Raw genomic sequence first — 12,956 nt, 5'->3', positions numbered from 1 at the left:
TGATATGGAAATACGGCGAAAAATCCTGTTGAGCGTCGGGGTATCCCTTGTCATTTCTCTTATGTTCGGGGTCGCTTTCTTTACCGCCATTCGAGGCATCGACAAGGAAGTCGAGCGCATCCGGGTCTTCGATATGATGAAAGACAAGGCCCAAGCCCTGTCATTATTGTCGGCGAGGTTTCCAAGCTCGCAGGACCCGAGCCGTATTCACCAGATTAAAAAGACGCAACAGTCCCTTGCCGATCATTTAGGTGGCATCACCGGCATCAATGCCCGTGAAGAAGCCCTTCTTCGACAGATGAAAACGAACTTGCGCGATGCGGGACAAACGCTTGAAAAGCTGATTCCAGATTCTTTCCAACCGAAAGGATCCAATGCGATTGAGCGATATAATCTTCTTGTCTCTCATCTCTGGATGGAAACGCAGGTTATCTCGGATGACGCCCAACGGCTGATTGATATCAGCCACGCCCGAATTCTTGCCTCGCGTCAACATGCCGGCCTTCTGACCTTTGCCCTGATAGTTGCCCTTATCCTTATAAATGCCGCCATTTCTTTTTTTTCAGGTGCGCATCTGGCGCGATTGCAGGAGGAGTTGCGCCGGGCGTTGACCAGGGCGGAAGAAGGCGACCGGATGCTCTCGGCGATGATGGCGTATGTGCCGGAGGGCATTGTGATGGCCGATGAGAAGCTGACCCTGAAGCGGGTAAGCCGCCACGCCGAAGAGGTGTATGGTGTTGCTAATGAGGGTAAGTCCGTGGCGGAAGCGGTCGCGCAATTGCAAATCTATTCCGCCGATGGTGACAGCCCATTGGTGGTGGATGACCTGCCGCTTGTGCGAGCCGTTCGCAGCGGTGAAATCGTCAAGGATGTGGAGCTCGTTCAAGTGACCGATCGGGGTGAAAAGCTGCCCGTGTTGTGTACGGCCGCACCGATACGGGACGCCGCCGGTCGGGTCACAGGCGGTATTGTCACCTGGCGCGACATTCGTGAGATCAAAAACATGATGCAATCATTGGAAAATATAGTATCGGAGCGTACCGCTCAGTTGCGGCTGCGCAACAGGGAGCTTCAGGAACTGACCCGGCAAAATATCTCCGTCATGGAAAACGATCGAAAGGCATTGGCCAAGGAAATTCACGATGGCATCGGCGGCAGCTTGTCCGCAATCAAACTGTTGCTGGAATCCAGGGTGGCCGAAACAAAGGCATTGCCGCCTGAAGGCATCTTCTCTCTTGAGCAAATTATCGGTTATCTGGCCGACACCATCAAAGAGAGCAAGCGTATATCCTATCAAATGCGATCGCCGGCACTCGATGAATTCGGTTTGACAGCGGCTGTGGCTGAAAATATAAAAAAATTCAAAGAATATTTTCCGAAAATTGAAGTGGACTTTAACGCCGCGATTCCGCAGGATGAAATAGCAGATGAAATCAGAACGATCGTCTATCGTGTCGTTCAGGAGGCGCTGACCAACATCGGCAAACACAGTGGTGCCGACAAGGTTCGTATCGAGTTGGCCATGGGGTGGGACCGGCTGTTGCTAAAGGTGGATGACAATGGCTGCGGGTTCGATGTCCGTCAAACGCTTGAGATGGATCAGATGGTATCCGGCTTCGGGCTGCGCAGCATGAAAGAACGGGTTGAAATCTGCAAGGGCACCTTTGATGTGTTTTCCGCGCCCGGCAAGGGGACGATCCTTTCGGCATCGATACCGACCATCGAAACAAGGCAATCGTATGTAACCCATAGGCCGCTTCAGCCTTGAGAAAAATCGGATTCCAACTGCGGCAAACTCACGCGGAACGCGTTCAAACAGTGCCGCAGCTTCCATCCGATCCACCTCAAGGCTTTCGCTCCCGGCTGTTCATTTCTACATGCGATTGTCCTGACCATCGAAAGTAGTTTGCTTGAAAACGGCGAATAGGCGGTATCTGCAGATCGAATACGGAATTCGCCCTCATCGAGGTGGAAATCTGCAGAAATTCACCTTGCAGACCGGATCACCAGATACCCTGATCTACAATTGATCAGAGCCGGAATTATGGTTTTGCCAGAAGCGGCATTTTTTGCTCATTACGGTTAAGATATATGGGGCAGCTTTGGCAGTTCTTCAGTTCGTTTTGAACAGCAGCTTTTTTGACCATTTCGTAGCAAGGCGTTCGGGGGTTGCTGTAAGTCGGGCAGGTTTCTTTCTCCGGACAGTTAAAAATGATCCAGCACGGGGCGGATGATAGAAAATATTTCAGGCATGCTATCGTGAAACCGTGCTCATGGATTAATTCTTTAATTCTAAGGATCTGGTTGATCTCCGATTCGGAATATCGGCGGTTATTGGACCGTAATTCACGTTCGGGCTTTACGAGGCCGCCCTTTTCGTATTCCCGAATTCGTTTCTGAGATAATCCGACTCGTCGGGACACTTCGTTGATAAGGAATGTATCTTCCCGTTTGTTGCCTGAATCCATCAGCTTCATTGCCCAGTATAATTTTAGATTGGAATAATAGTGGTACCCGGCGAATCTAACGGATTCCTTTGTACCACAAATGGAATTGATCATCAAATGATTGCCTGTTTTGCATAAAAGGTGTCAACTATTGTGCATAGGCAGTCCAACTAAACGCCATGCCCGCCTATACTGACCTCCCCCATGAAATACCTTGACTAACCGATATTATATTTATTTTCAGCAAGTTAATTGAAGTAAGAGAATGGATGGGGGTATGGGCATGACGCCCTTTGCCGAATCTATTCAAAATTTTGTATAGACAAAATATTTCACATACTCTATAAGGCCAAGAAATCGTCGGACCGATCCGCAACACCAAGCATGCCGTCCATGACGGCTTCGGGGGGGGCGCGATCGGTCAACATGCTTATTTTTATGGAGGAATTTAAAATGAAAAACTGGGAAAGCGGGCCAAAAGTCTTCGTCTACATTCTGATCCTTGCTAGCCTGATGCTGTTGGGGACCACTGCCTATGGCAAATCCGATCAGGGCGACAACAAACCTCCTGTACAAAGGGCAAGTAAAAATATTGACGCCGATAAAGACGGTTTTTCAGCCAATAAAGACTGCAACGACAGCGATGCATCAGTATACCCGGGGGCACCGGAAATTGCTGATGACGGGATTGATCAAGATTGTAACGGTGCAGACCTGATATCCGATGACGATAACAGCGGTACCGGTCCCCATGCAGGATTGACATACGCGGATTACCCTGCCAATTGTCTTTCCTGCCATGCGAAGCAGGCCGGAGAGATGCTGCAGACCACCCATTATCAGTGGTTGGGGGATGCGCCGGACATGGTGAACGGTGCCGGAATTCGCCAGGGCAAACTTACCAACGCGGTCAACAGCTACTGTATCAACATTGAAGGCAACTGGCCGATGTGCGGTGCCTGTCACGCGGGCCGTGGCCTGCGGCCCGATAAAGCAGCCGACAATCCGGAGAACGTTGATTGCCTGATGTGTCATAACGACACTTACGCCGCGCAAAGAGTCCGATTGTCTGACGGCACCATGGGGGTTGTCAACCCGAGCAACAGTCTTGTTCAAAATGTGCACCGGCCCACCCGGGCAAATTGCCTGGCATGCCATGCCAAGGCCGGCGGTGGTGACGCTGTCAAGCGAGGTGATCTGTCCCTTGCCACAATAACCAATGTCGACCGCAATTTTGATGTACACATGAACGGCGCCGGAGCCGACCTGGCTTGCCAGTCCTGCCATGTGTTTAACAACCACAAAGTCATCGGCAAAGGCTCGGACTTGCGGGCTACCGATGATTTGTCACGGGGGGCGGAAATAAGCTGTCTGACCTGCCACACCGATAAGAATACCCGCGAAGGACACGACACCCAAAAAATTAACGACCATGTGGCGAGAGTGGCCTGCCAGACCTGTCATATTCCGGTCTATGGGAAGGTAGCCACGGAAATCTATCGGGATTGGCAATTCCACCATGACGGAAGCCCGGCCGATGCCTCGGCCCTTCCCGGCCATCCGTATACAGAAAAGATGACGGACCTGTCCCCGACCTACAAGTTCTGGAACCGAAAAAGCGACAATGCGCTGCTCGGTGATGATGCCGGCCGGACGTATAATGAGAGCACCGATACCTGGCCGACATCCATCCCCTTGGGGGATGTTACCGATGGAAAGCTTTACCCGTTCAAATACAAAACGGCCGTTCAACCCAAAACCACAGCCGACAATCGATTAATTGCCCTGAATACGCTTGAGTATCTCAAGACCACGGGAAATGTGAACACCGCCATTCAGCAAGGGCTCACCGCCATGGGATACCCTGCCGATGAGGCCTATGACTGGGTGGTCACAGACACCTATCAGCTCCTCAACCATGGGATTAATCCGGCATTCGCTGCCCTTCAGTGCACAGCCTGTCACGGCAATACAACCCGCATGGATATGAAGGGGGATTTGGGGTACCAGCTAAAGGCGGACAAGTCCACCGTATGCCTACAGTGCCACGGAAGAAAGGAAGACAAAAGTTTTGCGGTCATTCATGATAAGCACGTTAAAGATAAGAAATATGACTGCAGCAATTGCCACGACTTCAGCAGGCCGGAAAGAGGGCTCACGCTGGCTCGATAGAGGCAATATGGATTGATAAGCGCCCCCTGTCCACGCCGGAACGCCATGGTGATGATTCCGGCGTGGATTTCTTTCTGCCTGGTCACTGCAATTTTTTCAGCGAAGTTTCTATGAATACGGGTAAATCGCCCGGATGGCGGCTCGAAACCAAGTTGTCATCCTCAACCACTGCCTGGTCGGAATATTGCGCGCCGGCATTCTTGATATCCTGAACAATCGATTGCCATCCGGTCACCTTCCGTCCTCTTATCACGTCCGCCGTTATGAGCAGTTGGGCGGCGTGGCAGATAAGAAAAACCGGTTTGCCGCTTTGAACAAAGGATTTGGAAAATTGCACCGCATCCTTGTCCACCCTTAGCTTGTCCGGCGAGTACCCTCCGGGAATCAAAAGGGCATCGAAATCTTCAACGGTTACGTCTTTAACGGCTTTGTCGATCTTCACCGGCGTTTCCGACTTCTTGCCTTTTACCGTTACCCCTTGGGTCAACCCCACATGGATCAATTGATGCCCGGCTGCTTTGAATGCCTTGGCGGGCTCCGTATATTCCGAGTCTTCAAACAAGTCTGTTATGATGACGGCTATTTTACTCATGGGACATCCTCCTTTCGGTTCGGTTTTATTGAAACCAACGGTTTTCAGGAATGAATTGAGGGTAGCGCAAATAAGCGGCGCTGACGATACGGTATCCACCTTATTATAAGCGGTTGCCGAAAGTTAAGGTGCCGTTGCGTTCAACCCGTTGATCTAACGGGTCGAAGACCTGCCAAACGCGCCTCATCAAGCGACTGAAAAATGGTTTTTTAAAAAAAGTTTTCCCGTGGTCGTTTTATCTAATGTTAAAAAAATAACAAAAAATGAAGCGATTTAAAATACCTGCCATTAATAAGCCATATACTGTCTATACGCTATGGTTTGATCAGTGGCTGCGATTTATCTTTAAATAGTCAATGACCGTAACCGGTCGTTTCGGCGCAACACCTTGAAAGGAGAGAATAATGAAGGAGCAAATCAACAACCAGAGAATGGAAGAATGTCCCGAATGCATGGGGACCGGGAAGATCAGCGCGCAAAACTGCAGCAGTTGCGACGCTACCGGGCAGATTATCATCCATTCGCATACGCATCGACATGATACCACGGCCCATGATCACCCCCATCACCATGCAGAACCGCATCATCCTGATAGTATTAATATCCCGCACGACCATAGGCACTGATTTTCGTGACGATAGGATGATCGCGATCCACCTGCAATACCGAGGTGATTATGATTGATAACAAAAATAAATATTGTGGTCTGAGGCTCGGGATTGATCGTCGTCAGTTTTCCTACACGTTCCATCTCCCCGAAAGAAGGTCAGCGGGTGACAGAAGAGGCGTAATGGAACGAAGGCAGGAAAATATGACGAAAAGAAAATAAGAGAGCTATTTTCAAAACGTTTCAGTTCGGTCGAGGTCAAGGCGCGCGAAAATTTCAACCGTAGGAATACATGTAGTATTTTGAGGATTGAAATTTGAGCGCAACGCAGAGATCGGCCGAAATGGGGCGTTTTGAAACTGGCTCAAGAGGCTACGGTTTCCCGAGTGACGGATGAATGGGGGTAAGAGCAGCTTCCTTTGGTGTGTTGTTACCTGGGAATCGGTTGCCGTTCCCGGAAAAGCCTCCGGTAGGTCCGTTATCCGGCAATGTGGCCAGCCACACCGGTGTGACGGCTGCCTGCTCCGGCATGACAGGTGCTCGCTCTCTCCCTAATCCGGCAAAGCCGGATGCTGGAATGCTGGGATGCCGGGATGCATAAAAGCCATCTTTCACCTTCGGCGAATAAACACGCAAAAGCGTGCATGTTTCTGGTAAAGGGCCGAAAGGGCCTAATCGGGTACCCACCCAGCCGGGGCAGGTGGTGTTCACCAGGATATTGGTGTCCCGCAATTCTTTGGCCAGTAATACCGTCATGGCGTTTAGCAGCATCTTGAAATACCGATAGGCCGGCGAAAGCAGCTCCGAGTACACCGAGTTAGGGTCGGTTGTTTCTGAAAAAGACCCCATCAAGCTGGAGATATTAACGATTCTGCCATATCGGTTTTTTTTCATAAAAGTTTTTCCTGAGTTAATCCCGTCTGAAAAATATCGTCATTTTTATTCCCGCAGTATGTTCACCCTTCTTAGACAACCCTTATGTCTAAAAAAGGCAAAAATGCGATTTTTAACCCCTCAAATTTTGGATTTTTAATAGTTGGTCCAAAATAATGGAGGGGGTAAGCTGCTTTTTGGTGCCGGCTTATTCGCAATACCAAAAGAATACAATTAGATATATGCATGGTATAAATGTTGCAACATTAACCATTAGGCGGCCGACGGGTTTTGTTAAGGGCGGTTTGCGGAGCCGGCACATCAAAGAAAAAGGGCGGTTGGCCGTAATAAATTAGCTTTTTAGTAAAAAATCCAAAATAATGGAGCTAAAATTAAATCAAACTGTGCTTAAAAAATAATTATATATAATAAAAACAACGTTAAAAGAAATTGGTACGCATGTTGCATAACAAAATAACAGGTATCTTGATCCAATTATTTGGACTTTTATAACAAAAAACTCAAATAAGGAAGAAGGCGATGATAGAAAAATTTCGAGAATGGTATGATGACAGGTTGGCATATGCCAAAAAGTGGAAAGAGGATACCGGTGGAAAGGTCGTGGGATACCTGTGCACCTATGTGCCGGAGGAAATTTTCTATGCAGCGAACATCCTTCCCGTCAGAATTTTAGGGGATCATAAACCGCAAAGCGTTACCGAGCCGCATTTGTTCGCCATGTATTGCCCGTTTTGCCGGGACGTTCTGGCGCAGGGGCTCAAGGGTCATTATGATTTTTTGGATGGAATTGTTATCGCGCAATCCTGTCTGCATATTCGCCAGAGCTTTTACAGTTGGCAGAAACATCGACCCCGGGATTTCCATTATGTTCTGCCCATGCCCCAGGGTGTTCAAAATCCGGAATCCGTCCCCTACCTTGCCGAGGAATACGTCAAGTTTAAAAAATCCGTGGAAACATGGATCGGGCATGAACTTTCCAAGGAAGATCTGGTACGCGGGATCGAGGTGGTGAACAGAAGCCGGCGCTTGCTGAAGGATGTTTATGAACTGCGAAAGGCAGATCATCCGCCCGTAACCGGTCTTGAGGCGATGAGCATGGTCGTATCCAGCCAAGTGATCGACAAGAACGAGCATAACGCGATTCTGGATCAATTTTTACGGAACGGCGTTAAAAACAGATTGCAGGAGCGAGACCCCAAGTCGAGATTAATGATTATCGGCAGTGAGGATGACGATATGCAGTTCCTTGATATGGTGGAAGAGCGCGGATCTACCATCGTTTGCGACGATCATTGCACGGGATCCCGGTATTTCTGGGATGAGGTAGAATTGGGCGATGATCCCATCCTGTCGCTCGCCAAACGGTATGTTGAAAGAACCCCCTGCCCCAGCAAGGACTGGCCGGAAAGAAGGCGGTTTGATCGGATATTGAAGTTCGCAAAGGAATACAGGGTGGACGGTGCCATTATTGTGCAACAGAAATTTTGTGATCCGCACGAGATCGATAAGGTGGCATTGCTGGATATGTTGGAACAAAACAATATTCCAACGCTTTGTCTTGAGTTTGATGTAACGGTGCCCCTTGGACCGATGCGAATTCGGGTGGACGCCTTTTTGGAAACCTTGTCCGGGGACGAACTTTTTTAGATTTTTACTATATTCGCAAAGGGATATTATCAAACGGAGGGCAAAGATATGCAATTTGATCTGGAAATAAAATACCCATCAGAGCCGCTAAAATGCTGGGCAAAAGGAAAAGAGCTTCGCGATAAATATTATCAAGATTATGCGAGTGCGCATGACAGCGGCGGCATTCGTTGGAGCGGCGGGGCCGCCGGATTGGAATCGGTAATGGCCGGTTTTGGCCGGGATGTTTATCCCCTGACCGGTGAACCCTATGGGGCCAGTATTGCGTTTGACCGGCCCTTTGCGGCAAAATGCCAAGCGGCCGCCGAGGAGGCCGGTTATCCCAGGGATGTATGTGCTTATATGCGCAACTACTGGGGGTCGAAGTTGTTGAATAGTTTCGCCTTTGGCGGTGCTTTCCCGGAGCCCGACCTTTACTGGCAGTTTCATTCCTGCTGCAGCCACGGCAAATGGTACCAGGAGGCGGCCAGAATCGAGGGAAAGGGACGCCCGGTTTTTGTGACGGATTGCGCCATCGGCCCATATTTCAAATTTAATGAAAAAACGGGCAACTATTATGCTGCTCCCAATGAAAATGGTATTCGATACGTGGTTAACCAGCTTCATTCCCATATAGAGAAAATTGAAAAATACCTGGGGCGTCCCTATCAGGATGAGCTTTTGTTTGAAGCGGCTGACAATCAATTTGCCAACATGACCATTTGGCCGGAGATCTTTATGCTGAATAAGGCCATTCCCGCGCCGCTGGATCAGAAAAGCATGTTTTCACTGTATGTGCTCGGCGCATTGAATAAAGCCTCAGCGGATTTCAGGGCGTTTTACAACGAACTCAAAGACGAGGTGCAAGATCGGGTCAATCGCGGCATTGCCGCCGTGCCGACGGAAAGAGCGCGCGTGATGGATGATATTCAGCCGCCGTGGGGCTTTCTCAAAATATTCAGGCATCTTGAAAATTATGGATGTGTCTGTATCGGCTCCTATTACAGCGCGAGTCTGATGTTCGCATGGGATATCACGGAAGACGGCATGCTGGTTCCAAAAAAAACCCCCAAACAACGGGGCATCGAGATCAAGGACAGAGATACGTGCCTGTGGCATTTGGCGGATTTTCTGCTTTCCAATCTGTGGTTCAACAATATGCAGGACAATGGCTTGAAAGCATGGGGAATGAAGAAAATGTACGAGCAATGGCATTGTGACGGCATTATGATCCATTATAACCGTGGTTGCGAAGGGCTTTCGATGGGCGTTGCCGAACAACGGCTGTATCTTGCGGAACATGGCATTCCGGTGATGAGTTTTGAAGGAAACATGGGGGATGCGCGCGAATTTGATGAAGCCGAAACCATAAAACGGATCGACACCTTCATGGAGACCTTGGGCTTAAAGTAATATCACATCATCTAAATCTAATCCGGCAAAGCCGGATGCTGGGATGCTGGGATGCATAAAAGCCATCTTTCACCTTTGGCGAATATACGCGCAAAAGCGTGTAGGTTTCTGATAAAGGGTCTAAAGGGGTGGTCTTGTAACGAATGAATCCCGAAGATTTAAGACAGAACGTGCGGCGGGTTCTCCCGCGCCCGGAGAATAACTTACGAGATCATAACGAAAGGGATAAAAAAAATGATAACAGTCGGAGTAGATGTCGGGGCCAAAAAAGTCAAAGTCGTCGTCTTGAAAGATAATCAGATTGTCGCCAAGGGCAGCGGCCTGATGGAAATGGACCGGGAAAAATCCATCCGGGATGCCTTTGAGGATACGTTGAAAACGAACGGTTTCAAGGAAAAGGAAATCGATTATATTCTGGCGACCGGCGCCGGCGCCAAAAGTGCGGTTTTCGCCGCCAAGGATACGACGCTGGTGACCAGCATCGCCCGCGGTGTGCATGCAATTGACCCTTCGATTATCACGATTATCGATATCGGCGCCAATGACGCGATGGCCATCAAATGCGATGGCACCGGCAAGGTCGTTGATTTTGCGGTAAACGAAAAATGCGCGGCCGGCGCCGGGTCTTTTGTGGAGGCCATGGCCCGGGCGATGGAGGTTTCATTGGAAGACTTCGTGACGGCCTCCTTGCAGTCCACCAAATCGATTCCCATCAATGCGCAATGCGTTATTTTCGCGGAATCGGAAGTGGTATCGCTGATTCATGAGGAGACGGCCCGAAATGATATTTGCCGAGCGGTTCATGATGCCATGGCCGGCCGGATTTCATCGATGGCAAGGCGCGTGAGAGTCGAGGCGCCCGTGACCGTTACGGGCGGGGTGGCGTACAACGAAGGGATGCTGGATTCCTTGAAAAAAGAATTGGGAATGGACTTTGTCCGCATGGAAAATCCGGAATATATAGCCGCCTATGGGGCCGCGCTGTTGGCCGTGGATACGCTTCAAAAAGCATAATAGAAGGCGGTCACTCTAACAGATTGGATCAGCATGGCTGAAGCGATGAACTCACAGCTAACAGCTTCCGGCAAAGCCGGGTTAAGGGAGATAAAACACATGGAAAATGCGGCAAAAAAAGAAGAAAAAAAAGAATTTTGGAGATGGGACGAATACAACTGGAAGGCTGAGGATAAAGACTGGAGAGATGCCAAGGTCATCAGTGCCGGCGTTGATGTCGGCTCGGTGAGCTCGCAAGCGGTGATTTTATTGGATGGAGAGCTTTATGCGACCGCTAGTATGCGCACCGGCCACAACAGCCCCCAAAGTGCGATCAATGCGATCAATTGGGCCATGGAAGGGACCGGACTCACGCTTGAGAAAATTCATTTTACGGTCGGCACGGGCTACGGCCGGGCCAAGGTTCCCTTTGCCGACAAGGCCGTGACCGAGATCGCTTGCCATGCGCGCGGTGCCAATTTTATGTATGGGCCGACGGTGCGCACGGTGCTGGACATGGGCGGACAGGACTTGAAAGTCATCAAGTGTGATGACCGGGGCAAGGTGCTCAATTTTTCGATGAACGAAAAGTGCGCCGCGGGAACCGGAAGGGGGATGGAGGTAATCGCGGACCTGTTGCGTGTTCCCATTCAGGATATTGGTGAGCTGTCTTTGCAGGTGGATAAAGAGCCGCCGCCAATTTCCAATATTTGCGTGCTGTTTGCCAAAACGGAAGTGATGGGCATGCTGTATAATAAAATTCCCATCAATGAGATTTTGGCGGCATACACGGGCGCCATGGCCAGTCGCGTAAGCGCGCAGATTAAAGAGATGGGTGTTGAAGAGGACTTTGTCATCACGGGCGGCATCGGGAAAAACAGAGGCGTTGTGGAGAGAATCGAACGGGAAATCGGCGTGAAAGCCTTAAAGACGAAGGTCGATTATCAAATCGCCGGTGCCCTGGGCGCCGCTCTTTTCGCCAAGGTTCTGTACGAGAAAAATAAAAAATAAAAAGTTAGGTGGAAGCCATGTGTCGTATCACCATTGATGGTCTTGAGATAATGGTATCGGATGAAAAAACGGTGCTTGAGGCGGCTCTGGAAGCAGGGTTCTACATTCCTCATTTGTGCTATCATCCATCGACAGGCACAGCGGACGGCATAGAGCCTGTCACGCATGTTTACCGGGGAGACATCAGAATCGATCATGATTCATCCAAGGGCAATACGTGCTGCAATCTATGTCTGGTGGAGATCGCGGGAAAGGAGGGCCTTTCCCGCGCATGCGGCGTATCCGTTGAGAACAACATGGTTATTCGATCGGATACGGACGCCGTGAAAAAACAGCGTCGGCAAAACCTTGCCGAACTCATGGAAAAGAGCCGACATCCGGTCACTTGCATCACCTGTAATTTGTCCGACGGGTGCGATCGGAAAATTTGTTCCATGAACACCCCGGAGCCAAACCGATGTTGCTGGAAATTTCACAATTGTGAATTTAAAGAGGTCGCATCTTTCATCGGCGTTCCGGAGGGGATGAATTATGCGGCCGCTTCAGCAGCCGTAGTGGATGACAACCCTGTTTTCAGTATCAATTACGCGCTTTGCATCAACTGCATGCGTTGTGTTGCGGCATGTCGGGAGATTTCGAAAAGAGAGGCGCTCGGGTTCGTTTTCAACCATGGGTCGCCTATCGTGGGGATGGTCGAGTCCAGCCTCAAGAAATCGGGATGCAAATTTTGCCTTGTTTGTGCGGATGTATGCCCGACCGGCGCCATTCGGGAAAAACAGCCAACCAAAAAGAAATCAAAAGAGCGATTGGGTCTTACGCCTTCCATTTTACCGCCATCTAAAGATGCGTGGACGGTATTATCCGGGGACAATTTGGATAGTGTGCCCGAAGTCGAAGGTGTTTTTAAATTGTGTAATGAAAACAAGGTGGTTATTCAGATTTCCGGCAGCCAAGACCTAAGGAAGGATTTAGGAAAGGAACTGAAAAACGCAGATGAGACCTTGTACTTTAATTATGAGGTCGATCCGATGTTTATGATGCGTGAAAGGCAGCTCATTCAACAACATATGGAAAAACATGGTGATCTGCCCGAAAAAAACAAAGAATTGGACGATCTTTTCTGATATCGGCCAACCGAGTTGGAAAAAGACCCAAGGCTGGCGTCAGGGATGTTAAAAAAATACCCTGAATGGTCTTTTTG

10 protein-coding genes are annotated in these 12,956 nt (G+C 49.6%); 7 read left to right on the top strand and 3 right to left on the bottom strand.

Annotation, left to right across the window (positions count from 1 at the left end; translation table 11 throughout):
• The first annotated feature begins 4 nt into the window (after positions 1–4).
• A complete protein-coding gene (locus tag RBT11_05875; protein ID MDX9786279.1) occupies positions 5–1,768 on the top strand; it encodes a PAS domain-containing protein in 1,764 nt (587 codons plus the stop codon).
• A 274-nt stretch (positions 1,769–2,042) separates the two neighbouring features.
• Here RBT11_05875 and RBT11_05870 read toward each other — a convergent pair whose 3' ends face one another.
• On the bottom strand, positions 2,043–2,561 hold the full coding sequence (locus tag RBT11_05870) for a MerR family transcriptional regulator (protein MDX9786278.1): 519 nt from the start codon (positions 2,559–2,561) through the stop codon (positions 2,043–2,045).
• 339 nt (positions 2,562–2,900) lie between these two features.
• Here RBT11_05870 and RBT11_05865 point away from each other — a divergent pair, with 339 nt between their 5' ends.
• Positions 2,901–4,619 (top strand): cytochrome c3 family protein, encoded by a 1,719-nt coding sequence (locus tag RBT11_05865; GenBank protein ID MDX9786277.1) that lies wholly within the window; start codon positions 2,901–2,903, stop codon positions 4,617–4,619.
• An 82-nt stretch (positions 4,620–4,701) separates the two neighbouring features.
• Here RBT11_05865 and RBT11_05860 read toward each other — a convergent pair whose 3' ends face one another.
• Positions 4,702–5,211, bottom strand: coding sequence for a type 1 glutamine amidotransferase domain-containing protein (locus RBT11_05860; protein MDX9786276.1), 510 nt, complete (start codon positions 5,209–5,211; stop codon positions 4,702–4,704).
• A 979-nt stretch (positions 5,212–6,190) separates the two neighbouring features.
• On the bottom strand, positions 6,191–6,712 hold the full coding sequence (locus tag RBT11_05855; GenBank protein ID MDX9786275.1) for an SDR family NAD(P)-dependent oxidoreductase: 522 nt from the start codon (positions 6,710–6,712) through the stop codon (positions 6,191–6,193).
• 519 nt (positions 6,713–7,231) lie between these two features.
• Between RBT11_05855 and RBT11_05850 the strand changes: the two genes are divergently transcribed.
• The 5 genes from RBT11_05850 (at position 7,232) to RBT11_05830 (ending at position 12,879) form a co-directional block, all read left to right on the top strand.
• A complete protein-coding gene (locus RBT11_05850; protein ID MDX9786274.1) occupies positions 7,232–8,359 on the top strand; it encodes a 2-hydroxyacyl-CoA dehydratase in 1,128 nt (375 codons plus the stop codon).
• Positions 8,360–8,407: 48 nt separating this feature from the next.
• Positions 8,408–9,751, top strand: a complete 1,344-nt coding sequence (bzdO, locus tag RBT11_05845) for a benzoyl-CoA reductase, bzd-type, subunit O (protein ID MDX9786273.1) — start codon at positions 8,408–8,410, stop codon at positions 9,749–9,751.
• Positions 9,752–9,985: 234 nt separating this feature from the next.
• The gene (locus RBT11_05840) at positions 9,986–10,765 is read left to right on the top strand and encodes an acyl-CoA dehydratase activase (GenBank protein ID MDX9786272.1); all 780 of its coding nucleotides are present in this window, start codon (positions 9,986–9,988) and stop codon (positions 10,763–10,765) included.
• Between the two features lie 99 nt (positions 10,766–10,864).
• Complete coding sequence (gene bzdQ / locus RBT11_05835; protein MDX9786271.1) at positions 10,865–11,755, top strand: benzoyl-CoA reductase, bzd-type, subunit Q; 891 nt, start codon at positions 10,865–10,867, stop codon at positions 11,753–11,755.
• Between the two features lie 17 nt (positions 11,756–11,772).
• Complete coding sequence (locus RBT11_05830) at positions 11,773–12,879, top strand: 2Fe-2S iron-sulfur cluster-binding protein (GenBank protein ID MDX9786270.1); 1,107 nt, start codon at positions 11,773–11,775, stop codon at positions 12,877–12,879.
• The last annotated feature ends 77 nt before the right edge of the window (positions 12,880–12,956 follow it).

The organism is Desulfobacterales bacterium, from assembly GCA_034003325.1.
Lineage (GTDB): Bacteria > Desulfobacterota > Desulfobacteria > Desulfobacterales > JAFDDL01 > JAVEYW01.
The sequence above is the reverse complement of the archived record's forward strand: the minus strand, read 5'-3'. Positions and strand labels throughout refer to the sequence as shown.

Bases quoted from the DNA above. Each gene is read 5' to 3' on its own strand.
- bzdO (MDX9786273.1), top strand. From the start codon at position 8,408: ATGCAATTTGATCTGGAAATAAAATACCCATCAGAGCCGCTAAAATGC.
- RBT11_05830 (MDX9786270.1), top strand. From the start codon at position 11,773: ATGTGTCGTATCACCATTGATGGTCTTGAGATAATGGTATCGGATGAA.
- RBT11_05860 (MDX9786276.1), bottom strand. From the start codon at position 5,211: ATGAGTAAAATAGCCGTCATCATAACAGACTTGTTTGAAGACTCGGAA.
- RBT11_05855 (MDX9786275.1), bottom strand. From the start codon at position 6,712: ATGAAAAAAAACCGATATGGCAGAATCGTTAATATCTCCAGCTTGATG.
- RBT11_05875 (MDX9786279.1), top strand. From the start codon at position 5: ATGGAAATACGGCGAAAAATCCTGTTGAGCGTCGGGGTATCCCTTGTC.
- bzdQ (MDX9786271.1), top strand. From the start codon at position 10,865: ATGGAAAATGCGGCAAAAAAAGAAGAAAAAAAAGAATTTTGGAGATGG.
- RBT11_05865 (MDX9786277.1), top strand. From the start codon at position 2,901: ATGAAAAACTGGGAAAGCGGGCCAAAAGTCTTCGTCTACATTCTGATC.
- RBT11_05850 (MDX9786274.1), top strand. From the start codon at position 7,232: ATGATAGAAAAATTTCGAGAATGGTATGATGACAGGTTGGCATATGCC.
- RBT11_05870 (MDX9786278.1), bottom strand. From the start codon at position 2,561: ATGATCAATTCCATTTGTGGTACAAAGGAATCCGTTAGATTCGCCGGG.
- RBT11_05840 (MDX9786272.1), top strand. From the start codon at position 9,986: ATGATAACAGTCGGAGTAGATGTCGGGGCCAAAAAAGTCAAAGTCGTC.